This window comes from Streptomyces sp. NBC_00249 (assembly GCF_026342355.1).
Classification (GTDB): Bacteria; Actinomycetota; Actinomycetes; order Streptomycetales; family Streptomycetaceae; genus Streptomyces.
Genome location: NZ_JAPEMV010000007.1, coordinates 99,718 through 122,009 on the forward strand (window position 1 = coordinate 99,718; position 22,292 = coordinate 122,009).

The window sequence follows — 22,292 nt, forward strand, 5'->3', positions numbered from 1 at the left end:
GCACCCTACCCCACTACGTACGGTGTACGTAACTAAGATGGGTCAAGGCCGGAGCCAGGGCCGCTGTCAGGGCCGGGGTCAGGGTCGGGCAGCAACGGGACGACAGAGGTGATGTGAGCGATGACAGCCGGTGGGCGCCCCGCTGAACCCGAAGTGATCTGGGCCCGCCCGCAGCGGGCCGGCCGCGGCCCGCGGCCCGCGCACAGCCGCGACTCCATCGCTGCCGAGGCGGTCCGGATCGCCGACGCGGAAGGGATCGAGGCCGTCTCCATGCGGCGCGTGGCGGCGGGGATCGGCGCGGGGACCATGTCCCTGTACAACTACGTCCCGCGCAAGGAGGACCTCTACGAGCTGATGGTCGACGCCGTCAGCGCGGAGTACGAGCTGACCCCGCCGACCGCCGACTGGCGGGCCGACCTCCTCGGACTCGCCCGCCAGACGCGGGCGCTGATGCGCCGCCACCCCTGGCTGCCCCGGCTGCTCAGCCCCGTCCACGGCTTCAGCCCGCACGCCCTGCGCTACCTGGAACACAGCCTGGCCTGCCTGGAGCCGCTGGAGGTGTCCGCCGCCGAGAAGCTGGAGCTGATCGCCGCGGTCAACGGCACCGTGGCCACCTTCGTGGCGGGCGAACTGGCACTGGCCGAGCGGGCGCGCTCACTGCCCTGGAGCGAGGCCGCGGAACAGGGCGTACGGACGGCCTGGCTCGGCTCCCGGCTCGCGACCGGGGAGTACCCGAGGCTGGCCGCCGCCCTCACCGACGGCAACCCGGTCCTGGGCCCCGGACTGGACATGGCCGCCGTCTTCGACCGCGCGGTCTCCCGCCTCCTCCGGGGCTGGACCGCCGGGGATCCGGGCGGCGGGGCCTAGGCCGCCTCTTTCGGATCTTGCCGGGCGGGCCCGGCCCGGCCGCATCCGGGCAGCCGGAAGGCGTGGTCTAGAGCAGCGCGAACTGCCCGCCCGGGCCCTCCTCCTCGTGGTCCAGTACCGAGGCCGGCCGCCGGGCCCAGCGCGGCGGGGGCAGTACCCCGGCCGCCGCCAGCTCGGCGCCCGGCAGCAGCGGCCCGGGGGAGAACGCCGCCCGCTCCGGCGCCAGATCGGCCAGCAGGGCCAGGGTCGTCACCAGGGCGAGCAGCTCCGAGGTCCAGGCCTGCGGCCACCGGTCCGGGCCCAGGGCCTCCAGCCCCGGCGCGCCCGGGTCCCGGTGTGCGCCGCGGGCGGCGAACCAGGCCTCCAGCACCCGCACCCCCTGCGCCTCGTACTCCCAGGCCCCGGCCGGGACGGGGGCGACGACCCCGTCCCCGAGCGTCAGGGTCTCGCTCTCCGGGTCGTACGCGAGCCCGTCCGGCCAGGCGGTGACCGCCGCGCGCACGTACGGCCGCCGCCCGCCCGGCAGCCGGGGCGGCTCCCCGCCGCGCGCCCCGCGCAGCTGGACGGACAGCAGCCGGTGGCCCAGCTCCAGCCCGGCCCGCCAGCGCTCCGGGTCGGCGGCGAGCGGGACCTCGTACCCCCGGGGCCCGGGGCGGCCGGCGGCGAGGATCCAGCACAGCACGTCCTCCGGGGTGACCCAGCCGCCGAGGCGGGAGCCCAGCAGCGGCAGCAGGCCCGGCGCGAGGTTCGGCTCGGCCCCGCCCGGCCGCCGGTGCAGCGGGCGGATCCGGCCGAGCCGGCCCGCCGGGAGGTGCGCCGTGGCCAGCGGCTGCGGGGCCCCGACCAGGAACACCTGCTGTTCGTCGCGGACCCGCCACAGCTCGGGGCGGGCCGAGTCGATCAGCCGCTGGTCGGGCAGCAGCCACTGTTCGTCGAAGGCGGCGCGGAGCACCCGTACCGGCTCGGGGAAGGGGCCGGGCTCGTCCGCGAACCGGGCGGTCGCCGAGCGCTGCCCCGGCAGCGCGGCCGCCCCGGCGGAGGGCGTACGGGACCGGCTCGGGCGGAACAGCCGCTCCCGCTCCGCCCCTTCGGCGCCGGCCAGGGCCGTCCAGCGGGCGCGCAGGGTCGCGGGATCGGGCGCCGCCACCCACGCGCGGCCCAGGCGCAGACCGCCCACGGCCCAGGGCATCAGATCGTCCAGCAGCGGTACGTCTTCGCTCACCCGGCAGATGGTAGCGACGGGGCGCCGGGGCCGCCCCAGGGTCGGGCCGTGTCCCGGCCGAAGCGTTACGCTCCTTATGTACGCATCCGTACCGACCTAGGAGTCGGCCATGAGTCAGTACGACGAGTACACGACGCCCTCGCAGGCCGAGGGCGAGCGCCTCGACGAGGACATGGACGAGGCACAGCGCAAGGAACGCCACCCCCAGACGATGCGCACCACGCCCTCCCAGGCCGAGGGCGAGCGCCTCGCGGAGGACGACGAGAAGAAGTGACGCGGCGCCGGGCGGGCGGCCGGGTCAGGGCGCGTCGACGGTGACCGTGAAGGAGAAGCGGTCGCCCCGGTACCGGATCCGGGCCACGTCCACCACCCGCCCGTCCTCCGCGTACGTCACACCCGTGTAGTGCAGGATCGGGCTCAGCAGCGGCACCTGGAGCAGCTCCGCCGTCTCCGGGTCCGCGAGCCGGGCCTCGACGGTGTCCGTGATCCGGCTGATCCGGACGCCGACCACGTCCCGCAGCACCTTCGTCATCGGCCAGCGCTCCAGGTCGGCCAGGTCCACCGCCTCGGCGAACTCCGGGAGCACCGCGTTCTCCGCCCAGTTGGTCGGCTCGTCGCTCTGCCCGTCGCGGCGGAGCCTGCGGTACGTGACCACCTCCGCCGTGTCCGGGAAGTGCTCCAGCAGCTCCCCGGACACCGGCGTCCGCTCCCGGCCGAGAATCGTCGTACGCTCACCCGACTGCTGCGCCACGATCGCGTCCACCGAACCCAGCAGCCGCACGGGCGCCCCGCGCCGCGCACCCGGCTCGATGAAGGTGCCCCGCCGGCGGTGCCGGCTGATCAGCCCCTCGCCCTCGAGCTCCTTGAGCGCCTGGCGCATCGTCAGCACGCTCACCCCGTAGTGCTCGGCGAGCTGCTCCTCGGTCGGCAGGCGCAGCGAGGCGTCGGGGGTGCGCCCGAGTATCGAGGCGCGCAGCGACTGGGACACCTGGTACCAGAGCGGCAGTTTCCGGTTCAGGACCAGGGAGTCGGGGGCGAAGGCGGTCACGGGAGGTTCTCCGTACGGCTGGCTGGACTTCAGGCGGGGCGGTGGCGCGGTCGTGTTGCGGTGCTGGTCGGGCGGCCGCCGCCGGTCATGCGCATGTTAGGCGCGGAAGTGCCGTTCGAGACCCTGCCATACGTCGTCGTAACCGCGCTGGAGGTGATCGGCGCCCGCCGCCTGCGGGGTGGCGGTGATCGGCCAGCGGGTCTCGAACATGAAGGCCAGGCCGTCGTCGATCTTCTGCGGCTTCAGCTCGGCGGCGCTCGCCCGGTCGAAGGTCTCCCGGTCGGGGCCGTGCGCGGACATCATGTTGTGCAGCGAGCCGCCGCCGGGGACGAAGCCCTCGGCCTTGGCGTCGTAGGCGCCCTCGATCAGGCCCATGTACTCGCTCATCACGTTGCGGTGGAAGTACGGCGGACGGAAGGTGTCCTCGCCGACCAGCCAGCGCGGGGCGAACACCACGAAGTCCACGCCCGCCAGCCCCGGGGTGTCGGAGGGGGAGGTCAGCACCGTGAAGATCGACGGGTCGGGGTGGTCGTAGCTGATCGACCCGATGACGTTGAAGCGGCGCAGGTCGTAGACGTACGGGACGTGCGTGCCGTGCCAGGCGACCACGTCGAGCGGGGAGTGGTCGTAGGTCGCGGTCCAGAGGTTGCCGCAGAACTTGTTGACCACCTCGGTCGGGCGCTCGCTGTCCTCGTACGCGGCGACGGGCGCCCGGAAGTCGCGGGCCGCCGCCAGGCCGTTGGCGCCGATCGGGCCGAGGTCCGGCAGCTCGAAGGGCTGCCCGTAGTTCTCGCAGACGTAGCCGCGCGCGAGCTCGTCGAGGGGCTCGACGCGGAACCGGACGCCGCGCGGGATCAGCGCCATCTCGCCCGGGCCGGCGCTCAGCAGGCCGAGCTCGGTGCGCAGCAGCAGGCCGCCGCGCTCCGGGACGATCAGCAGCTCGCCGTCGGAGCTGCTGAACACCCGGTCCGTCATCGGGGCGTTGGCGGCGTAGAGGTGGATGGCCATGCCGGTGCGCTGCGTGGCGTCACCGTTGCCGCCCAGGGTCCACAGGCCGGACAGGAAGTCGGTGCCGGGGGCCGGGTCGGGCAGCGGGTTCCAGCGCAGCCGGTTGGGGTCCGGGACGGCCTCCGTGAAGGGCGCGGTGCGCAGGGGGCCGTTGTCCACGCGGGTGAAGGCGGGGTGCGCGGCCGAGGGGCGGATCCGGTACAGCCACGAGCGGCGGTTGTGGGTGCGGGGCTCGGTGAAGGCGCTGCCGCTGAGCTGCTCGGCGTAGAGGCCGAGGGGGGCGCGCTGCGGGGAGTTCCGGCCGTGGGGGAGAGCGCCGGGGACCGCCTCCGAGCTGTGCTCGTTGCCGAAGCCGGTGAGGTACTCCAGCGCCTCCGCCGTCTTCCTGGCCTGCTCACTCATGGGGCTGCTCCCGATCCGTAGAAGGAATCCTATGGTCGACAGTAGGATTCCGTGGCCCCCACGTCAACGGTGGCTTGTGGCCGCCTGGCCGATTCGGCCGTACGGCGGCGGCGTGGAGGGCGGCCCGGGCGGCGGCTTGCGCGGCGGCCCGGACGGCGGCCCGGACGTCGGTCTGCACGGCTGCGGGCGGTGCCCGCGCGGCGCCCGCACGTCATCCGCACGCCATCCGCACGTCATCCGTACGAATTCACGCAGAGGGGGATCCGAAAAGATGAACATTGCTCTACTCTCACGCGCATGTCGTGGACCCGCAGGTTCCCTGCCGTGCCGGCGGCGCTCCTCGCCGCCCTCCTCGCCCTCCTGTCCCTCCTCGTCGCCGCGCCCGCCGCGAGCGCGCACGAGGAGCGCCCGGTCGCCCTCCCCGACGGCACCGGATCCGTCCCGCAGTACCGGGCCGCCGAACCCGACCTGCTGGTGTGCAAGACCGACCGGCCCGGCTTCGAACGCCGAGTGGCCGGCTTCCCGGAGCAGCTGCGGCAGCGCAACCTGGCCCTCTATGAACGCTGCGAGAAGAGCGGCTACCGCCACCTCCAGGAGGCCGTCGACGCCGTCGACCGGCCCGGGATGAACATCGCGATCCTCCCCGGCCTCTACGAGGAGGAGCCCTCCCTCCCCAAACCGACGGGGGAGTGCGCCCGGCTCAAAGCCCCCGACTCCTCGCTGGGCTACCAGATCCTGTCGTACGAGCAGCAGAGCGCCTGCCGCCACAACCAGAACCTCGTCGCGATCCTCGGCAAGACGAACCTCCAGATCGAAGGCACCGGCGCCTCCCGCCTGGACGTCGTCATCGACGCCAAGTACCAGAAGCTGAACGGCATCCGGGCCGACAAGTCCAACGGCATCTACTTCCGCAACTTCACCGCGCAGCGCACCACCTTCAACTCCCTCTACGTCCTCGCGGGCGACGGCTTCGTCATCGACGACGTCCTGACCCGCTGGAACGACGAGTACGGCTTCCTGACCTTCGCCAGCGACCACGGCCTGTACAAGAACTGCGAGTCCTACGGGAACGGCGACTCCGGCATCTACCCGGGCAGCGCCTCCGACATCAACGACGGGCGCGGCTACGACGTGCCCCGCTACTCCATCGAGATCACCGGCTGCCGCAGCCACCACAACATGGTCGGCTACTCCGGCACGGCGGGTGACTCCGTCTGGGTCCACGACAACGAGTTCGACCAGAACATGGGCGGCGCCTCCATGGACAGCGCCTTCCCCGGCCACCCCGGACTCCCGCAGAACCACGCCCGCTTCGAACGCAACCTGATCCACGACAACAACGCCGACTACTACCACTACGTCGCCGACGGGACCTGCGCCAAGCCGCCCGTCGAACGCGGCTACGAGCAGGGCGTCGTCTGCCCCCAGATCTCCATGCCGCCCGGCACCGGCATCATCACCGCGGGCGGCAACTGGAACCTCTACGAGAACAACTGGGTCTACGGACACCGGCGCGCCGGCTTCTTCCTGAGCGCGGTCCCCGCCTTCGTCCGGGGCGAGGAGCGGTGGTCGAAGCAGACCGACACCTCCCACCACAACCGCTACGCCGGCAACGTCCTCGGCAAGGACCGCTCCGGAGCCTCCCGCCCCAACGGCACCGACGTGTGGTGGGACGGCCAGGGCAAGGGCAACTGCTGGCAGGACGGCCCCGACGGCTCCACCCCCGGCACCCTGCCGCAGTGCGGGGACGCGCGCGGCGAGGTCAGCGGCGCCTCCGCCCGCCTGGTGGGCGAACCGGTCAAGCTCACCCAGCTGCTGGTCTGCGCCGACTACAACGTCCAGGCGCGCAAGCTCCCCGCCGGGTGCGACTGGTACGGCGCCCGGGGGCTGGAGCGCGTCGAGACACAGCTCGCGCTGGCGGTCGCGGCGGTGCTGCTGCTGGTCGGCGGCGTGCTGTGGTGGCGCCGGCTGCGGGGCTCCCGCCTGGGCACCGCCGCCTCCCTCCTCGGCCTCGCCGGCCTGGCCCTGGACGTGGCCGGCTCCACGATGCCGCTCGTCGACACCTTCGTTCCCGCGCTCGCCCTGCTCCTGCTCGGGCTGTGGTGGACGGGCGCCGGGATCGCCCTGCGCCCGCAGCGCCCCTGGCTGGCACGCCTCACCCTGCTCCTGGGGGCCCTGACCCTGCTGGACGCCTTCGACAAGGCCGTCCTGATGATCCCCTGGATCCCCCTCAGCCCCGCCTGGATCCGCGCCTTGGCCGCCCTGGCCTGGACCCTCTGGGCAGCCGTCGCCGCAGCCCGCCCGGGCCCGCCCACCCCCGCCCACCCCGAAGGCCCGGGCGACGCCCCGACGGGCGACCGCACCCCCGCCCCCGCCCTGAGCACCCCCACCCCCCACCCCACCCCGGACACCCCGGCGTGACCCCCAGGCGCACCCCGCCACCCGCCCCGACGACGCAGCCGCCACCCCGGCGGCTGGGGTTGCCGCCCCAGGACGTGCCGCGGAGGCGCCCGCTCCCGAGCGGACGGTGGCATCGCACGAGCTGCGGCTCCGCCACCGCCGGCCGGCTCCCGGAGGCGCTCCGCCCTACTACCGGAGGTCAGCAGTGACCGTCCCTCCAGAGGACCGCACCCGGTGCGACGTGTGCCGGGTCCCCGCCCACGTCCCCGCGGGGCGCCGCCGCCCGCCGCGCCGCGCCGCCCGCACGGCGGCGCTGGTGACGCTCCTCCTGCTGCTCGCGGGCGGAGCGGCCACCGGCTGTGGCGGCCGGGCCACCACCCACCACAAGCCCGGCACCACCCACGAGCAGGCCTCCGGGAACGCCGGCACCCTGCTCGACGCCCAGGACGGCGGCGGCCACCACCTGCGCGAGGTTCCGGCCCACGGCGCGCCGGAGGTGAAACTCGCCTCCCGCCCGGACTCCGAGGACGGCTGGAACCTCCAACTGGCCGTGTCGAACTTCCGCTTCACCCCCGACAGCACCGGCGGCGCGGCCCTCCCGGGCGCGGGCCACGCCCACCTGGAGCTCGACGGCCGCAAACTGGCCCGGGTGTACGGCCCCTGGTACCACCTCCCGGCGGCCCAGGTCCCGGAGGGGACGCACACCCTGACCGTCCGCCTCTACGCGGACGACCACACCGCCTGGGCCGTCGCCGGCAAGCCCGTCGAGGCGGCCGTCCAGCTGACCGCGGGCCCCCCGGGCCAAGCCGCCCACAGCCACCCGGCTCCCGCCCCGACCGGCTCACCGGCACCCCCGCAAGCGGCGGACCGGACCGTCACCGTCACCGTCCGCGACGGCAAGGTGCTCCCCGCCCCCGGCCGCACCGAGGTCAAGCGCGGCGAGCGGGTCGCCCTGCGCGTCACCAGCGACCGGGCCGACACCCTGCACGTGCACGGCTACGACAAGGAACTCGCCCTCCCCGCAGGCCAGGAGGCCACCCTGGTCCTGACGGCCGACCGCACGGGCCTCTTCGAGGTCGAGACCCACGAGTCCGCCCTCGTCCTGACCCAGCTCCTCGTCCGGTGACCGTGCTCGCGCACGGCATCGGTTCCCAGCACGACCTGCCGATCTCTCCCTTCTACGCCTTCGCCGGAGCCTTCGCCGCGCTGTTCGTCTCCTTCCTGGCACTGGGCCTGCTCTGGTCCGCCTCCCGCTTCCGCGGCGACCGCTCCGGCCTCGCCCTGCCCGCCGGGTTCCAGCGGGTGGCCGACGCGCCGGCCACCCGCTCCACCCTGCGCGGACTCGGCCTCGCCGCAGCCCTCGCCGTACTCCTGCACCTCCTCCTCGGTCCCGACGACCCTGCCCGGAACCCCGCTCCCGGCGCCGTCTACGTCCTGCTGTGGGTCGGACTCGTGCCCGCCTCCCTCCTCCTCGGCCCCGCCTGGCGCCTCCTCAACCCGCTGCGCACCCTGCACCGCCTGCTGGCCCGCGCCCGCCGCCGCCCGCCCGGCGCCGGCCGCCCACTGCCGCCCCGCCTCGGCCAATGGCCCGCCGCCGCCGGGCTGTTCGGCTTCACCTGGCTCGAACTCGTCTCACCCGATCCCGCATCCACCACCACCCTCCTGTCCGCGCTCGCCTGCTACACCGCCGTCCACCTGCTGCTCGCCGCCCGCTTCGGCGAGGACTGGTTCGCCGGCGCCGACGCCTTCGAGGCCTACTCGGACCTCCTGGCCCGGCTCTCCCCGCTCGGCCGCCGCAGCGACGGCCGCCTGGTTCTGCGTAGTCCCTTCCACGGACTCGACGCGACGCCCGAGCGGCCCGGACTCGTCGCCACCGTCTGCGTCCTGCTCGGCTCCACCGCCTACGACGGCTACTCCGACAACCCCTCCTGGATCAACGCCATTCAGACCTCCCCCCTCGGCCGCACCCCCACGGCCACGCTCGGACTCCTTGGTTCCATCGCCCTCGTCGCCACCCTGTACTGCCTGTGCGCTGCGGCCACCCGCCTCGTCAGCGGCCCGCACCCCGGCCCGCTGACCGCCTTCGCGCACTCACTCGTGCCGATCGCCCTCGGCTATCTCATCGCCCACTACTTCTCCCTTCTCGTCACCGAAGGGCCACGTACAGTAATCATGGCACTGGGTACTGACAACGGCTCCGATCCCAGTCCCCCCTTGGGTCCAGGGGGTCTGGCCACCCTCCAGGTCGTCGCCGTCGTCGGGGGACACGTACTCGGTGTGATCGCCGCGCACGACCGTTCCGTACGCCTCTTCCCGCCCGCCAAGGCCGTCGCGGGCCAGCTCCCGCTGCTCGCGCTGATGATCACGTACACCGTCGGCGGACTCTCCCTCCTGCTGAACTGAGGACCGCGGGCGGGATCCGTGACCGCGGGCGGCAGGCCGCGGGCCGGCGACCGCTGGACCGATACGTCAGGAGCGGCATGATGGACCCCGTGCCTCCCGCTCACCCCCTGCGCCGGACCCCCGTCCAGCAGCGCAGCACCGACCGCCTCGCCCGCATCCTCGACGCCTGCGCCGAACTCCTCGACGAGACCGGCTACGAGAACCTCAGCACCCGCGCCGTCGCCCTGCGCGCCGGAGTCCCCATCGGCTCGGTCTACCGCTTCTTCGGCAACAAGCGGGCCATGGCGGTCGCCCTGGCCCACCGCAACCTCGACCGGTACGCCGACGGCATCCAGGCACGGCTCGCCGCCCTCCCGGCCACCGACTGGCGGCCCGTCGTGGACGCCGTACTGGACGAGTACCTGGCGATGAAGCGCAGCGTCCCCGGCTTCGCCCTGGTCGACTTCGGCGTGCCCGCACCGCCCGCCGAGGGGCCCGCCGCCGACCCCAACCACCAGGTCGCCGCACGCCTGACCGAGCTGCTCTGCGCCCACCTCGGCCTCACCCCGGACGCGACGCTGGAGCGCTCGGTGCTGGTCGCGGTGGAGGCGACCGACGCGCTGGTCCAACTCGCCTTCCGGGCCGATCCGGCGGGGGATCCCGGCATCGTCGACGAGACCCGGGCCATGATGCACGCCTACCTGGCCCGAGCCCTGGACTGACGTTCCGCACCTCCCTCCGGCGCCGCCGGCGGCCCCGCGCACCCGGGTGCCCACCCCGGCCCCTCCCGCCGCCCCGCCCCGAGCCCGTCGCCCCGTACGGCGCTGCCCGCGCACCCCCGCGGCTCCGAAACAGCCTGACGCAGCCCCCTCCCCGCCATGCCTACCGGTCGGTATGCTCGGTCCGCCCGCGTGCCCCGAACCCGAACCCGAACCCGCCCCGACCCCGCCCGGTCCGGCTACCGGTCCGTGCCCCGCTCGCCCCGTGCCGCCGCCTGTCGCCCCTGGAGGGCCCATGCCCCGCACCGCCCCGCGCATCTGCCCCCTCTGCGAAGCCACCTGCGGCCTCACCCTCACCATCGAGGGGTCCACCGTCACCGGCGCCCGGGGCGACCGCGACGACGTGTTCAGCCGCGGATTCCTCTGCCCCAAGGGCGCCGCGTTCGGTGGGCTCGACAACGACCCCGACCGGCTGCGCACCCCGCTCGTCCGCCGCGGCGGCCACCTGCGGGAGGTCGGCTGGGACGAGGCCTACGAGGCCGTCGCAGCAGCCGTACCCGCCCTCGTCCGGGAGCACGGCGCCCAGTCCGTCGGCGTCGTGCTCGGGAACCCGAACGCCCACACCATGGCCGGCGCGCTCTACCCGCCGCTCCTGCTCGGCGCCCTCGGCACCCGCAACCTCTTCACCGCCAGCACCCTCGACCAGATGCCCAAACACGTCTCCAGCGGGCTCCTCTTCGGCGACCCCTTCGCCATCCCCGTGCCCGATCTCGACCGCACCGACTTCCTGCTCCTGCTCGGGGCCAACCCGGTCGAGTCCAACGGCTCCCTGTGCACCGCCCCCGACTTCCCCGGGCGGCTCAAGGCGCTGCGGGCCCGGGGCGGCACGCTCGTGGTCGTCGACCCGCGCCGTACGCGCACCGCGCGCCTCGCCGACCGGCACCTCGCGCCCCGTCCCGGCGCCGACGCCCTGCTGCTGGCCGCGCTCGCGCACACCCTGCTCGCGGAGAAGCTCGCGGACCCCGGCCCCCTCGCGGAACACCTCGAAGGACTCCGGGAACTCCCCGACGCCCTCGCCCGTTTCACTCCTGAGGACGTCGCCCCCGCCTGCGACCTCCCGGCCGCCGAGATCCGCACCCTCGCCCGCGAGCTGGCGGCCGCGCCCACCGCTGCCGTCTACGGGCGGATCGGCAGCTGCACCACCGAGTACGGGACGCTCGCCAGCTGGCTGGTCGACGTCCTGAACATCCTCACCGGCAACCTCGACCGCCCGGGCGGGGCCCTCTTCCCGCTCCCGGCGGCCGGCCCGCGACCCCGCCCCGCCGGGCCCGGCAAGGGGTTCGCGCTCGGCCGCTGGCGCAGCCGGGTCAGCGGCCACCCCGAGGCCAAGAGCGAACTGCCCACCGCTGCCCTGGCCGAGGAGATCGAGACCCCGGGCGAGGGGCGGATCCGCGCCCTGATCGCCATCGCCGCCAACCCCGTACTGTCCGCTCCCGACGGGCGACGGCTCGACGCCGCCCTCGCCGGGCTCGACTTCATGGTCAGCGTGGACCCGTACCTCAACGAGACCTCGCGCCACGCCCACGTCGTGCTGCCGCCGCCCCCGCCGTCGCAGAGCGCGCACCACGACTTCGCCCTCAACGCCTTCGCCGTCCGCAACCAGGTCCGCTACACCCGTGCGCCCGTCCCCCTCGACGCGGACCGGCTCGACGAGTGCGAGATCCACGCACGCCTCGTCCTCGCCGTCTCCGGCATGCACGGCCGCGCCGAGCCGTCCGCCGTCGACGACACGGCCGTCCAGGGCGCCCTGGCCAAGGTGACCGCCGACCGGCAGTCCCCGCTGTACGGGGCGGACCCGGCGCGCCTCGCCGGTCTCCTCACGGGGGAGAGCGGCCCGGAGCGGAGGCTCGACCTGATGCTCCGACTCGGCCCGTACGGAGACCTGTTCGGTGCCGCCGCGCCGTCGGGCAGCGAGACGGGCGGCGCTCCCGCAGGGGCCGGGCTCAGCCTGGAGCGGCTGCTCGCGCACCCGCACGGCATCGACCTGGGCCCGCTGAGGCCCCGGCTCCCGGGCGTGCTGAAGACCCGCAGCGGCAGGATCGAGCTGCTCCCGGACCCGATCGCGGCCGAGCTGCCCCGGCTGCGCGAGGCGCTCGCCGGCCGCCCCGCCACCCTGGTGCTCGTGGGCCGCCGCCATCTGCGGTCCAACAACAGCTGGATGCACAACGTCCCGGCCCTCGTCGGAGGTTCCAACCGCTGCACCCTTCAGGTCCACCCCGAGGACGCGGACCGGCTCGGCCTCACCGACGGCGGCCGGGCCCGGATCACCGCCGACGGCGGAAGCCTCGACGTGCCCGTGGAGGTCACCGACGCCGTCCGCGCGGGCGTGGTCAGCCTCCCGCACGGCTGGGGCCACGACCGGTCCGGCACCCGCCTCGCGGTGGCGGGCAGTGTGCCCGGGGCCAACGTGAACCAGCTCCTCGACGGCACCCGGCTCGACCCGCTGTCGGGCACCGCCGTGCTCAACGGCTTCCCCGTCGCGCTTGCACCCCTGCCCTGAGCTGGGGTTTTGCTCGTATTGCTCACGCGCCGACGTCTTGTTGGCGTAAGGAGGCGGCACCTACCTTCCCTGCATGCTGACCTTCCTCGGCTTCGCCATGATCGCGACCTTCCTGGTCCTGATCATGCTGAAGAAAATGTCGCCCATCGCGGCGCTCGTCCTCATCCCCGCGCTCTTCTGCGTGTTCGCCGGCAAGGGCGCGCACCTGGGGGAGTACGTCATCGACGGCGTCGGCAAGCTCGCCCCGACCGCCGCCATGCTGATGTTCGCCATCGTCTACTTCGGCGTGATGATCGACGTCGGCCTCTTCGACCCGATCGTCCGGGGCATCCTGCGCTTCTGCAAGGCGGACCCGATGCGGGTCGTCGTCGGCACGGCGGTCCTCGCCGCGATCGTCTCCCTCGACGGGGACGGCTCCACCACCTTCATGATCACCGTCTCGGCGATGTACCCGCTCTACAAGCGGCTCGGCTTGAGTCTGGTGGTCATGACGGGCGTCGCCGCGACCGCCAACGGCGTCATGAACACCCTGCCCTGGGGCGGACCCACGGCCCGCGCCGCCACCGCGCTCAAGCTCGACGCGGGCGACATCTTCGTCCCGATGATCCCGGCCCTCGCCGTCGGCCTGCTCTTCGTCTTCGTCCTGGCCTACGTCCTGGGCGTCAAGGAGCGCCGCAGGGTCGGCGCCCTGGTCATGCCCGGTGAGGAGCCCGCCGAGGAGTCCCTGGTGGCAGCGGGCACGGGCACGGGCGCCAGCACGAGCAAGAGCAAGGGCGCGGGTGCCGCCGTCGGCGGCAGTGGCAGTGGCAGTGGCGACCGTACGGCCGGCGCGGACCCGGACCCGGCCCTGGACGTGACTCCGGCCGCGGCCGAGCCCTCCCAGCCCGGCGACGACGGCTTCCAGGGACTGGATCCCCACCGGTCGACCCTCCGTCCCCGCCTCTACTGGTTCAACGCGGGCCTCACCGTCGCCCTCCTCACCGCGATGATCATGGAGCTGCTCCCGATCCCGGTGCTCTTCCTGCTCGGCGCGGCCCTGGCCCTCACGGTGAACTTCCCCCACATGCCCGACCAGAAGGCCCGGATCGCCGCCCACGCGGACAACGTCCTCAACGTCGCCGGCATGGTCTTCGCCGCCGCCGTCTTCACCGGCGTCCTCACCGGCACCGGCATGGTCAAGCACATGGCCGACTGGCTGGTCGGGGCCATCCCCGAGGGCATGGGCCCGCACATGGCGCTGGTCACCGGCCTGCTCAGCCTGCCCCTCACCTACTTCATGTCGAACGACGGCTTCTACTTCGGCGTCCTGCCGGTGCTGGCCGAGGCGGGGGCCGCCCACGGCGTCTCCCCGCTGGAGATCGCCCGCGCCTCCCTGGTCGGCCAGGCCCTGCACATGTCCAGCCCGCTCGTTCCGGCCGTCTACGTCCTCGTCGGCATGGCCAAGGTCGAGTTCGGCGACCACACCCGTTTCACCGTGAAATGGGCCGCCCTGACCTCGCTCGTCGTCCTCGCGGCGGGGATGCTTTTCGGCATCATCTGAGCCGCCGGAGCACTGGCGCACCAAAAACTACCGACGCTAGTTTGTAGGGTGTTGGCGACGTCAGGTCTTGGTCTACGCGCTCGTGCGTGCTCGGGAGGAATGCCATGAAGGCACACGACGGGATGTACATCGGCGGGGAATGGCGGCCCGCCGCCGGTTCCGGCCGGATCGAGGTCGTCAACCCGGCCGACGAGCAGGTCGTGGCCGTCGTGCCGGCGGGCACCGCCGAGGACGTGGACGCGGCCGTACGCGCGGCCCGCGCGGCCTTCCCCGCCTGGGCGGCCACGGCTCCGGCCGAGCGGGCCGCCTTCATCGGGGCCCTGCGCGACGTACTGGCCGCCCGCAAGAGCGAGATCGCCGAGACCGTCACCGCCGAGCTGGGCTCACCGCTCGGCTTCGCGGAGGCCGTGCACGTCGGCTCGCCGATCGCGGTGGCCGCCTCGTACGCCGAACTGGGGGCCTCGTACGCCTTCGAGGAGCGCATCGGCAACTCCACGGTGTTCCTGGAGCCGGTCGGCGTCGTCGCGGCCATCACCCCCTGGAACTATCCGCTGCACCAGGTCGTTGCCAAGGTGGCACCCGCTCTCGCCGCCGGCTGCACCATCGTCCTCAAGCCGGCCGAGGACACCCCGCTGACCGCGCAGCTCTTCGCCGAAGCCGTGCACGAGGCGGGCATCCCGGCCGGGGTCTTCAACCTCGTGACCGGCACCGGCCCGGTCGCCGGCCAGGCGCTGGCCGAGCACGAGGGAGTCGACCTGGTCTCCTTCACCGGCTCGACCGCCGTCGGCCGGAAGATCGGCGCCATCGCCGGCGCCGCCGTCAAGCGCGTCGCCCTCGAACTGGGCGGCAAGTCGGCGAACGTCATCCTGCCCGGCGCCGATCTGGCCAAGGCCGTCGCGGTGGGCGTCGGCCACGTCATGAACAACACCGGCCAGAGCTGCAACGCGCTCACCCGCATGCTCGTGCACCGGGACCAGCACGAGGAGGCCGTCGCCCTCGCGGCCGCCGCCGTCGCCAAGTACCCGTCGGGCGACCCCCGCGACCCCGGCACCCGCCTGGGCCCGGTGGTCAACGCCACCCAGCGCGACCGGGTGCGCGCGTACATCGTCAAGGGTGTCGAGGAAGGCGCGCGCCTCGTCGCGGGCGGCCCCGAGGCGCCGCAGGAGCGCGGGTACTTCGTCGCCCCGACCGTCTTCGCCGACGTCACCCCCGACATGACCATCGCGCAGGAGGAGATCTTCGGCCCCGTGCTCGCGATCCTCCCCTACGAGGACGAGGACGACGCCCTGCGCATCGCCAACGGCACCGTCTACGGCCTGGGCGGCGCGGTCTGGGCCGCGGACGAGGAGACGGCCGTGGCCTTCGCCCGCCGCATGGACACCGGGCAGGTGGACATCAACGGCGGCCGCTTCAACGTGCTCGCGCCCTTCGGCGGCTACAAGCAGTCCGGTGTGGGCCGCGAGCTGGGCCCGCACGGGCTGGGGGAGTACCTCCAGACCAAGTCCCTGCAGTTCTGAGCCCCGTAGCCCCGTAGTCCGGTAGCCCGGTAGACCCACAGACACGGAGACGACGACCATGGTCCGCGCCGCCATCCTGCCCGCCGTAGGAGCCCCGCTGGAGATACGGGAGATCGTGCTGCCCGACCCCGGACCCGGGCAGGTCCGGGTCCGGCTCGCCGCGGCCGGGGTCTGCCACTCCGACCTCTCCCTCACCGACGGCACCATGCGGGTGCCCGTCCCCGCCGTTCTCGGTCACGAGGGCGCGGGGACGGTCCTCGCCGTCGGCGAGGGCGTCACCCACGTCGCCCCCGGCGACGGCGTGGTGCTCAACTGGGCCCCCTCCTGCGGGGAGTGCCACCACTGCCGGATCGGCGAGGTCTGGCTCTGCGCCAAGGCCCTGACCGGAGTGGGCGCGGTCTACGCCCATGACGCCGAAGGCACCGAACTGCACCCCGGGCTCAACGTCGCCGCCTTCGCCGAGGAGACCGTCGTCGCTGCGAACTGCGTCCTGCCCGCGCCCGCCGGGATCCCGCTCGCCGAAGCCGCGCTGCTCGGCTGCGCGGTACTGACCGGCTACGGCGCCGTCCACCACAGCGCCCGCGTCCGCGCGGGGGAGTCGGTGGCCGTCTTCGGTGTCGGCGGGGTCGGCCTCGCCGCGCTCCAGGCGGCCCGGATCGCCGGGGCGGGCCCGATCGTCGCAGTCGACGTCTCCCCGGCCAAGGAGGAACTCGCCCGCGCCGCCGGAGCCACCGACTTCGTCCTGGCCTGCGACACCACCGCCAAGCAGATCCGCGCCCTCACCGGCGGACAGGGCGCGGACGTGGCCGTCGAGTGCGTCGGCCGGGCGGAGACCATCCGCGGGGCCTGGGAGTCGACCCGCCGGGGCGGCCGCACCACGGTCGTCGGTATCGGCGGCAAGGACCAGCAGGTCACCTTCCACGCGCTGGAGATCTTCCACTTCGCCCGTACCCTCACCGGCTGCGTCTACGGCAACAGCGATCCGGCGCGCGACCTCCCGGTGATCGCCGACCACGTCCGCGCCGGCCGCCTCGACCTCGGCGCGCTGGTCACCGACCGCATCACCCTCGACGGCATCCCGGCCGCCTTCGACGCCATGCTCGCGGGCAAGGGCGGCCGCTCCCTGGTGATCTTCTGACCCACCAGCCGCCCGCCCCCGTCAGGGGGTCGGGTGGGTGGGTAGGGCTTCGTACTGGAGGGTCAGGCCGTCCAGGAGTGCCGTCAGGCCCGTCTCGAAGGCGCCCTCGTCGACCTCGCGCCGGCGTTCCGCCAGGAGGTGCGCCCGGCCCAGGTGCGGGTAGTCCGCCGGGTCGTACGCCGTCTCGTCGTCCACGAAACCCCGGGCGAAGGAGGCCACCGCCGAGCCCAGGATGAAGTACCGCATCAGCGCGCCGATCCGGGTCGCGTGCCCCGCCGGCCAGCCCGCCGCCGTCATCGCGCCGAACACCGCGTCGGCGACCCGCAGGCCCGCCGGGCGCCGCCCCGGCCCGCGCGCCAGCACCGGCACGATGTTCGGGTGGTCGGCGAGGGCGTCGCGGTAGGAGTGCGCCCAGTCGTGCAGGGCCCCGCGCCAGTCCCGGGAGCCGTCGAACATCGACAGGTCGACCCGCGCGCTCACCGCGTCCGCCACCGCCTCCAGGATCGCGTCCTTGGTGCGGAAGTGGTTGTACAGGGAGGGCCCGCTGACGCCGAGCGCGGCCGCCAGCCGGCGCGTCGACACCGCCTCCAGCCCCTCCGCGTCCACCAGCGCGCCCGCCGCCTCGACGATGCGGTCTCTGCTGAGGAGGGGCTTGCGCGGTCTGGCCATGCGCCACATAGTAGGCCCTGCCCGCCCTAAACTACCGGTGCTAGTTAAAGGCCCGGACCGCGCCCGGAGGCACCCCGTGAACCTGGAGCTCAGCGAGGAACAGGACGCCGTCCGCCGGCTCGCCCGCGCGTTCACCGAGCGCGAGATCGCCCCGTACGCCGCCGAGTGGGACCGCGCCGAGAGCGTCGACCGGGCCATCGTGAAGAAGCTCGGCGACCTCGGCTTCCTCGGCCTCACCGTCCCCGAGGAGTACGGCGGCAGCGGCGGCGACCACCTCTCCTACGTCCTCGTCACCGAGGAACTCGGCCGCGGGGACTCCGCCGTGCGCGGCATCGTCTCCGTCTCCCTCGGCCTCGTCGCCAAGACCCTCGCCGCCTGGGGCACCGAGGAGCAGAAGCGGGTCTGGCTGCCCCGCCTGTGCTCCGGCGACGCCCTCGGCTGCTTCGGCCTGACGGAGCCCGGCACCGGTTCCGACGCAGCCGCCCTCACCACCCGCGCCGTGCGCGAGGGGGACGCGTACGTGGTCAGCGGCAGCAAGATGTTCATCACCAACGGCACCTGGGCCGACGTCGTCCTCCTCTTCGCCCGCACGAACCCCGACCCCGGCCACCGCGGGATCTCCGCCTTCCTCGTCCCGGCCGACACCCCCGGCCTGACCCGCCGCGAGATCCACGGCAAGCTCGGACTGCGCGGTCAGGCCACTGCCGAACTCATCCTCGACGGCGTCCGCGTACCCGCCTCGGCGATGCTCGGCCCCGAGGGCAAGGGCTTCTCCGTCGCCATGTCGGCCCTGGCCAAGGGGCGGATGTCGGTGGCCGCCGGCTGCGTCGGCATCGCCCAGGCGGCGCTGGACGCGGCGGTCTCGTACGCGGCCGGGCGCGAACAGTTCGGCAAGCCGATCGCCCACCACCAGCTGGTGCAGGAACTGATCGCCGACATCTCCGTGGACGTGGACGCCGCCCGGCTGCTGACCTGGCGGGTCGCCGACCTCGTCGACCGCGGGCAGCCCTTCGCCACCGAGGCCTCCACCGCCAAGCTGTTCGCCTCCGAGGCCGCCGTCCGCGCCGCGAGCAACGCCCTCCAGGTCCACGGCGGTTACGGCTACATCGACGAGTACCCGGCCGGGAAGCTGCTGCGCGACGCCCGCGTGATGACCCTCTACGAGGGCACCAGCCAGATCCAGAAACTGCTGATCGGCCGCGCCCGCACCGGAGTCTCCGCCTTCTGAACCCCGCCTTCCGGCCCCGCCCGTGCGACCCGTCCCCCAGGGCGGGTTGAGTACGTACCCGGGTACCCGACCCCATGCGCCCGGCCCCCGCCCCCGGCGACGCTGGACCCATGAACGAGACACCGGTCAAGCAGCAGAACACGGGGGCGTACTACGGCCAGGCCGTCGCCTCCTTCGGCATCGCCATCGGCGCGGTGTCCCTGGGGATCTACAACCTCGACGCCAGCGGCTGGGTGCGGGCCTTCCTCGGCATCGCCGTCCTCTACCTGACCACCTCGGCCTTCACCCTCGCCAAGGTGATCCGCGACCGCCAGGAGGTCACCCAGATCGTCACCCGCGTCGACCAGGCGCGGATGGAGAAGCTGATGGCGGAGTACGACCCGTACGCGCCCAAGCAGCCGGGGCACCCCGCCCAGGCACAGGCCGCCCGGCCCGCACAGCCCGGCCACCAGAGCTAAGCGCTTGCTCACCCTCGGGTAAGGTGTTCATTCCTACAAGGCGAAGAGGGTGAGCGAGCGATGGACAGCGCGGCGGAGACCGGCGGCTACCAGCCGTGGTCGGAGGTCACCCCCGACGCCGCGCGGCGGCTGCTCGTCGCCGCGGTCGAGGCCTTCGCGGAGCGCGGCTACCACGCGACCACCACCCGCGACATCGCCGGCCGGGCCGGCATGAGCCCGGCCGCCCTCTACATCCACTACAAGACCAAGGAAGAGCTCCTCCACCGGATCAGCCGCATCGGGCACGACAAGGCCCTGGAGATCCTGGAGACCGCCGCCGACGGCCCCGGCAGCGCCGCCGAACGGCTCGACCAGGCCGTACGGTCCTTCGTACGCTGGCACGCCGCGCACCACACCACCGCCCGCGTGGTCCAGTACGAGCTCGACGCCCTCGCCCCGGAACACCGCACGGAGATCGTCGCGCTGCGCCGCCAGAGCGACGCCGCCGTGCGCCGCGTCATCGCCGAGGGCGTGCGGTCGGGCGAGTTCGAGGTCCCCGACGTGCCGGGCACCACCCTCGCCGTCCTGTCCCTGTGCATCGACGTGGCCCGCTGGTTCAGCGTCGCCGGGCCGCGCACGCCCGACGAGGTCGGCGCGCTCTACGCCGACCTCGTGCTCCGCATGGTGGGGGCTCGGCCGGAGCCGGCCGCCGCCGCGCCTCAGAAGAAGTAGCGCGACACCGACTGCGCCACGCACACCGGCTTCTCGCCGCCCCGGCGCTCCACGGTCACGGTCGCCGCGACCTGCACCCCGCCGCCCGCCTCGGTGACCGACGTGATCAAGGCGGTGGCCCGCAGCAGTGAGCCCACCGGCACCGGCGCGGGGAAACGGACCTTGTCCACCCCGTAGTTGATGCCCATCCGCATGCCCTCGACCCGCATGATCTGCGGCACCAGGCTCGGCAGCAGCGACAGCGTCAGATAGCCGTGCGCGATGGTGGAACCGAAGGGTCCGTCGGCCGCCCGCTCCGGGTCCACATGGATCCACTGGTGGTCGCCGGTTGCGTCCGCGAAGAGGTCGATCCGCTTCTGGTCCACCTCCAGCCAGTCGCTCGGGCCGAGCGGCTCGCCGACACCGGCGCTCAGCTCCTCGGCGGACGTGAAGATCCTCGGTTCGGCCATGCCCTGCCCCTGTCTGCTGTCTTCCCGCGGCTTCCTGGACGAATAAGCGTTTGCTCAGCATGGTGGGGCCCGTATGTGTATGTCAACGGACCTCCGACTACGCTCGGTCGCGTGCCGCAGATTCCCGAGAAAGTCCACGAACTCACCGTCGGCCAGCTGTCCGCGCGCAGCGGAGCGGCCGTCTCGGCGCTCCACTTCTACGAGGCCAAGGGCCTGATCAGCAGCAGCCGCACCTCCGGCAACCAGCGCCGCTACACCCGCGACGCACTGCGCCGGGTCGCCTTCGTGCGCGCCGCGCAGCGCGTGGGGATCCCGCTCGCCAGCATCCGCGACGCACTCTCCCAGCTGCCCGAGGAGCGCACCCCCACCAAGGAGGACTGGGCGCTGCTGTCGGAGAACTGGCGCACCGAACTCGACCAGCGGATCAACCAACTCGGCCGCCTGCGCGACCACTTGACCGACTGCATCGGCTGCGGCTGCCTCTCCCTGGAGACCTGCGCGCTGTCCAACCCCGACGACGTCTTCGGCGAGCGCATCACCGGCTCCCGGCTGTCGCAGTAGCGCCCGCGAGACGGGTCTCCTCCAGGGCCGCCGCCACCAGTTCGGCATTGGACCGCGCCGGCCTGCCGTCCGGCAGGCGCAGCACGTCCCCCACGCCGGTCCGCGCGCCCGCACCGCACCGCGCGGCGAGCCGCAGCACCGGCCAGGAGGCGGCGTCCCGCCCGTACAGCACCACCGGCACCGGCGGCAGCCAGCACAGCCCGGCCACCAGCGCCGGATCCGGCGCGGCCAGCTCCGCGACCAGCCGTACCGGCCCGCGGTCGGGAGCCGCCCACGCCAGGAACCGGGCCAGCGGCTCCGGCCCGGCCCCGCCCCCCAGCGGGACCACCGCGTCCACCGCCACCCCGCGCGCCAGCAGCACCTGCGCCAGCTCCCGGGCCCCCGGCTCCGCGAACCGTACGGTGGCCCGCTCCGGCAGTACCGTCCAGGACCGCACCCGCTCCAGGCGCGCGCCGGGATCCGGCTCGGCCTCGACATCGGCCGGAACCGACAGAGGTACGCGGACCCCCGCGCCGCGCAACTCCGCCAGTACCGGCCCGACCACGCGGGGCGAGAGGCTCTCCCGCCCGCACGGCGTCCTCGGGTGCACCAGCACCTCCCCGGCCCCGGCGGCGACGGCCGCCAGCGCCGACTCCGCGAGATCCGGCGGGGACAGCGGCACGGCGGCCCCCTCGGCGGCGCCGCGCGAACCGTTCAACACGACCTGGAGCACACCGCCCGGGCCCCCACCCGGGCCCCGGCTCGCGGTCCCGCCCCGCCCGCTCATGCCGCGCCCGCCGACGCCTGGTGGACCAGCGCGGTCTCCGCCAGCGCCGGTCTCGGCACCACGATCCCGCAGCCCCCGCACACCGGCCCGTCCCACGCCCAGGCCCCGGCCCACGCCCCGTGCCCGGCGAGGGGCGCCGGCCAGCTCAGCTCCCGCTCCCCGCACACCGGGCACGCCGTCCCCGGCTCCGACTCCAGCGCCGCGACCAGCCGCCGCAGCACCTCGCCCAGCGTCCCGTCCGGCCGCACCCCCGGATCGGCGCACCGCACCACGGCGTCCCCGCTGCCGCCCCACGCCCACTCCGGCCGGCGCACCCCGTCGTGCTTCTCCCGTCTGCGCCGCGCCGCGAACTGCCGCTCGTACTCCAGCCAGACCGCCCGCGCGTCCTCCAGCTCCTCCAGCGCCGCGACCAGCCGCAGCGGATCCGCCCCCCGGTCCTCGGGGGCGATCCCGTGCCGGTCGCACAGGTGCCACCACGTCGCCCGGTGCCCGTAGGGGGCGAACCGTTCCAGGCAGCGGCGCAGCGAATGGCGCCGCAGGGCCCGGTCGTTGCGCGCGTCGCGCACCTGATAGGCCAGACTCCGAAAACCCGCCATCGCACCTTCACCTCCGCCGTGCCCCTGCACCACACCCGTGTCCGCGCTACT

The 22,292-nt window shown here is 74.0% G+C and carries 21 protein-coding genes; 14 read left to right on the top strand and 7 right to left on the bottom strand.

Features of this window, described 5'->3' with window-relative positions:
* The first annotated feature begins 120 nt into the window (after window positions 1–120).
* Complete coding sequence (locus OOK31_RS27760; RefSeq protein WP_267090105.1) at window positions 121–867, top strand: TetR/AcrR family transcriptional regulator; 747 nt, start codon at window positions 121–123, stop codon at window positions 865–867.
* Window positions 868–934: 67 nt separating this feature from the next.
* On the opposite strand, the gene OOK31_RS27765 is transcribed toward OOK31_RS27760, so the two are convergent.
* Complete coding sequence (locus OOK31_RS27765; RefSeq protein WP_267090442.1) at window positions 935–2,056, bottom strand: type ISP restriction/modification enzyme; 1,122 nt, start codon at window positions 2,054–2,056, stop codon at window positions 935–937.
* Between the two features lie 142 nt (window positions 2,057–2,198).
* Between OOK31_RS27765 and OOK31_RS27770 the strand changes: the two genes are divergently transcribed.
* On the top strand, window positions 2,199–2,363 hold the full coding sequence (locus tag OOK31_RS27770) for a hypothetical protein (RefSeq protein WP_267090106.1): 165 nt from the start codon (window positions 2,199–2,201) through the stop codon (window positions 2,361–2,363).
* A gap of 24 nt (window positions 2,364–2,387) precedes the next feature.
* On the opposite strand, the gene OOK31_RS27775 is transcribed toward OOK31_RS27770, so the two are convergent.
* The gene (locus OOK31_RS27775; RefSeq protein WP_267090107.1) at window positions 2,388–3,137 is read right to left on the bottom strand and encodes a GntR family transcriptional regulator; all 750 of its coding nucleotides are present in this window, start codon (window positions 3,135–3,137) and stop codon (window positions 2,388–2,390) included.
* A 96-nt stretch (window positions 3,138–3,233) separates the two neighbouring features.
* A complete protein-coding gene (gene hmgA / locus OOK31_RS27780) occupies window positions 3,234–4,547 on the bottom strand; it encodes a homogentisate 1,2-dioxygenase (protein ID WP_267090108.1) in 1,314 nt (437 codons plus the stop codon).
* A 297-nt stretch (window positions 4,548–4,844) separates the two neighbouring features.
* Here hmgA and OOK31_RS27785 point away from each other — a divergent pair, with 297 nt between their 5' ends.
* The 8 genes from OOK31_RS27785 to OOK31_RS27820 all read left to right on the top strand — a co-directional run bounded on the left by OOK31_RS27785 (window position 4,845) and on the right by OOK31_RS27820 (window position 16,803).
* Window positions 4,845–6,968: a right-handed parallel beta-helix repeat-containing protein gene (locus tag OOK31_RS27785; protein WP_267090109.1), complete on the top strand. Its 2,124-nt coding sequence runs from the start codon at window positions 4,845–4,847 to the stop codon at window positions 6,966–6,968.
* Between the two features lie 292 nt (window positions 6,969–7,260).
* Entirely contained in the window at window positions 7,261–8,073 is an 813-nt protein-coding gene (locus tag OOK31_RS27790; protein WP_267090443.1) for a hypothetical protein, read from the top strand.
* Window positions 8,070–9,350, top strand: a complete 1,281-nt coding sequence (locus tag OOK31_RS27795) for a hypothetical protein (RefSeq protein ID WP_267090110.1) — start codon at window positions 8,070–8,072, stop codon at window positions 9,348–9,350. Before OOK31_RS27790 ends, OOK31_RS27795 begins: the two co-directional genes overlap by 4 nt.
* An 80-nt stretch (window positions 9,351–9,430) precedes the next feature.
* Window positions 9,431–10,051 carry a TetR/AcrR family transcriptional regulator gene (locus tag OOK31_RS27800; RefSeq protein WP_267090111.1) on the top strand — a complete coding sequence of 207 codons (621 nt, stop codon included), beginning with the start codon at window positions 9,431–9,433 and terminating at the stop codon, window positions 10,049–10,051.
* A gap of 292 nt (window positions 10,052–10,343) precedes the next feature.
* A complete protein-coding gene (locus tag OOK31_RS27805; RefSeq protein ID WP_267090112.1) occupies window positions 10,344–12,608 on the top strand; it encodes a molybdopterin oxidoreductase family protein in 2,265 nt (754 codons plus the stop codon).
* 73 nt (window positions 12,609–12,681) lie between these two features.
* Window positions 12,682–14,148, top strand: coding sequence for a CitMHS family transporter (locus tag OOK31_RS27810; RefSeq protein WP_267090113.1), 1,467 nt, complete (start codon window positions 12,682–12,684; stop codon window positions 14,146–14,148).
* A 104-nt stretch (window positions 14,149–14,252) separates the two neighbouring features.
* Window positions 14,253–15,665 carry an aldehyde dehydrogenase family protein gene (locus OOK31_RS27815; RefSeq protein WP_267090114.1) on the top strand — a complete coding sequence of 471 codons (1,413 nt, stop codon included), beginning with the start codon at window positions 14,253–14,255 and terminating at the stop codon, window positions 15,663–15,665.
* Window positions 15,666–15,723: 58 nt separating this feature from the next.
* Window positions 15,724–16,803, top strand: a complete 1,080-nt coding sequence (locus tag OOK31_RS27820) for a Zn-dependent alcohol dehydrogenase (RefSeq protein ID WP_267090115.1) — start codon at window positions 15,724–15,726, stop codon at window positions 16,801–16,803.
* A 21-nt stretch (window positions 16,804–16,824) separates the two neighbouring features.
* On the opposite strand, the gene OOK31_RS27825 is transcribed toward OOK31_RS27820, so the two are convergent.
* Entirely contained in the window at window positions 16,825–17,472 is a 648-nt protein-coding gene (locus OOK31_RS27825) for a TetR/AcrR family transcriptional regulator (RefSeq protein WP_267090116.1), read from the bottom strand.
* Between the two features lie 76 nt (window positions 17,473–17,548).
* Here OOK31_RS27825 and OOK31_RS27830 point away from each other — a divergent pair, with 76 nt between their 5' ends.
* The 3 genes from OOK31_RS27830 (at window position 17,549) to OOK31_RS27840 (ending at window position 19,869) form a co-directional block, all read left to right on the top strand.
* A complete protein-coding gene (locus OOK31_RS27830) occupies window positions 17,549–18,700 on the top strand; it encodes an acyl-CoA dehydrogenase family protein (protein ID WP_267090117.1) in 1,152 nt (383 codons plus the stop codon).
* Between the two features lie 110 nt (window positions 18,701–18,810).
* Window positions 18,811–19,158 (top strand): YiaA/YiaB family inner membrane protein, encoded by a 348-nt coding sequence (locus tag OOK31_RS27835; protein WP_267090118.1) that lies wholly within the window; start codon window positions 18,811–18,813, stop codon window positions 19,156–19,158.
* A gap of 60 nt (window positions 19,159–19,218) precedes the next feature.
* On the top strand, window positions 19,219–19,869 hold the full coding sequence (locus OOK31_RS27840; RefSeq protein WP_267090119.1) for a TetR/AcrR family transcriptional regulator: 651 nt from the start codon (window positions 19,219–19,221) through the stop codon (window positions 19,867–19,869).
* Here the strand turns inward: OOK31_RS27840 and OOK31_RS27845 are convergent.
* Window positions 19,857–20,318, bottom strand: coding sequence for a MaoC family dehydratase (locus OOK31_RS27845; protein WP_267090120.1), 462 nt, complete (start codon window positions 20,316–20,318; stop codon window positions 19,857–19,859). The genes OOK31_RS27840 and OOK31_RS27845 overlap by 13 nt on opposite strands.
* 111 nt (window positions 20,319–20,429) lie before the next feature.
* Between OOK31_RS27845 and soxR the strand changes: the two genes are divergently transcribed.
* On the top strand, window positions 20,430–20,879 hold the full coding sequence (soxR, locus tag OOK31_RS27850; protein WP_267090121.1) for a redox-sensitive transcriptional activator SoxR: 450 nt from the start codon (window positions 20,430–20,432) through the stop codon (window positions 20,877–20,879).
* On the opposite strand, the gene OOK31_RS27855 is transcribed toward soxR, so the two are convergent.
* Both OOK31_RS27855 and OOK31_RS27860 read right to left on the bottom strand, forming a co-directional pair.
* Window positions 20,854–21,579 (bottom strand): 3-keto-5-aminohexanoate cleavage protein, encoded by a 726-nt coding sequence (locus tag OOK31_RS27855; RefSeq protein ID WP_323188258.1) that lies wholly within the window; start codon window positions 21,577–21,579, stop codon window positions 20,854–20,856. The genes soxR and OOK31_RS27855 overlap by 26 nt on opposite strands.
* Window positions 21,580–21,641: 62 nt before the next feature.
* Window positions 21,642–22,241, bottom strand: a complete 600-nt coding sequence (locus OOK31_RS27860; protein ID WP_267090123.1) for a hypothetical protein — start codon at window positions 22,239–22,241, stop codon at window positions 21,642–21,644.
* Between the last annotated feature and the right edge of the window lie 51 nt (window positions 22,242–22,292).

Excerpts from the sequence above, each read along its gene's own strand:
- OOK31_RS27760 (WP_267090105.1), top strand. The coding sequence starts at position 121 with ATGACAGCCGGTGGGCGCCCCGCTGAACCCGAAGTGATCTGGGCCCGC.
- OOK31_RS27765 (WP_267090442.1), bottom strand. The coding sequence starts at position 2,056 with ATGCCCTGGGCCGTGGGCGGTCTGCGCCTGGGCCGCGCGTGGGTGGCG.
- OOK31_RS27770 (WP_267090106.1), top strand. The coding sequence starts at position 2,199 with ATGAGTCAGTACGACGAGTACACGACGCCCTCGCAGGCCGAGGGCGAG.
- hmgA (WP_267090108.1), bottom strand. The coding sequence starts at position 4,547 with ATGAGTGAGCAGGCCAGGAAGACGGCGGAGGCGCTGGAGTACCTCACC.
- OOK31_RS27785 (WP_267090109.1), top strand. The coding sequence starts at position 4,845 with ATGTCGTGGACCCGCAGGTTCCCTGCCGTGCCGGCGGCGCTCCTCGCC.
- OOK31_RS27800 (WP_267090111.1), top strand. The coding sequence starts at position 9,431 with ATGGACCCCGTGCCTCCCGCTCACCCCCTGCGCCGGACCCCCGTCCAG.
- OOK31_RS27805 (WP_267090112.1), top strand. The coding sequence starts at position 10,344 with ATGCCCCGCACCGCCCCGCGCATCTGCCCCCTCTGCGAAGCCACCTGC.
- OOK31_RS27810 (WP_267090113.1), top strand. The coding sequence starts at position 12,682 with ATGCTGACCTTCCTCGGCTTCGCCATGATCGCGACCTTCCTGGTCCTG.
- OOK31_RS27815 (WP_267090114.1), top strand. The coding sequence starts at position 14,253 with ATGAAGGCACACGACGGGATGTACATCGGCGGGGAATGGCGGCCCGCC.
- OOK31_RS27820 (WP_267090115.1), top strand. The coding sequence starts at position 15,724 with ATGGTCCGCGCCGCCATCCTGCCCGCCGTAGGAGCCCCGCTGGAGATA.
- OOK31_RS27825 (WP_267090116.1), bottom strand. The coding sequence starts at position 17,472 with ATGGCCAGACCGCGCAAGCCCCTCCTCAGCAGAGACCGCATCGTCGAG.
- OOK31_RS27835 (WP_267090118.1), top strand. The coding sequence starts at position 18,811 with ATGAACGAGACACCGGTCAAGCAGCAGAACACGGGGGCGTACTACGGC.
- OOK31_RS27840 (WP_267090119.1), top strand. The coding sequence starts at position 19,219 with ATGGACAGCGCGGCGGAGACCGGCGGCTACCAGCCGTGGTCGGAGGTC.
- OOK31_RS27845 (WP_267090120.1), bottom strand. The coding sequence starts at position 20,318 with ATGGCCGAACCGAGGATCTTCACGTCCGCCGAGGAGCTGAGCGCCGGT.
- OOK31_RS27860 (WP_267090123.1), bottom strand. The coding sequence starts at position 22,241 with ATGGCGGGTTTTCGGAGTCTGGCCTATCAGGTGCGCGACGCGCGCAAC.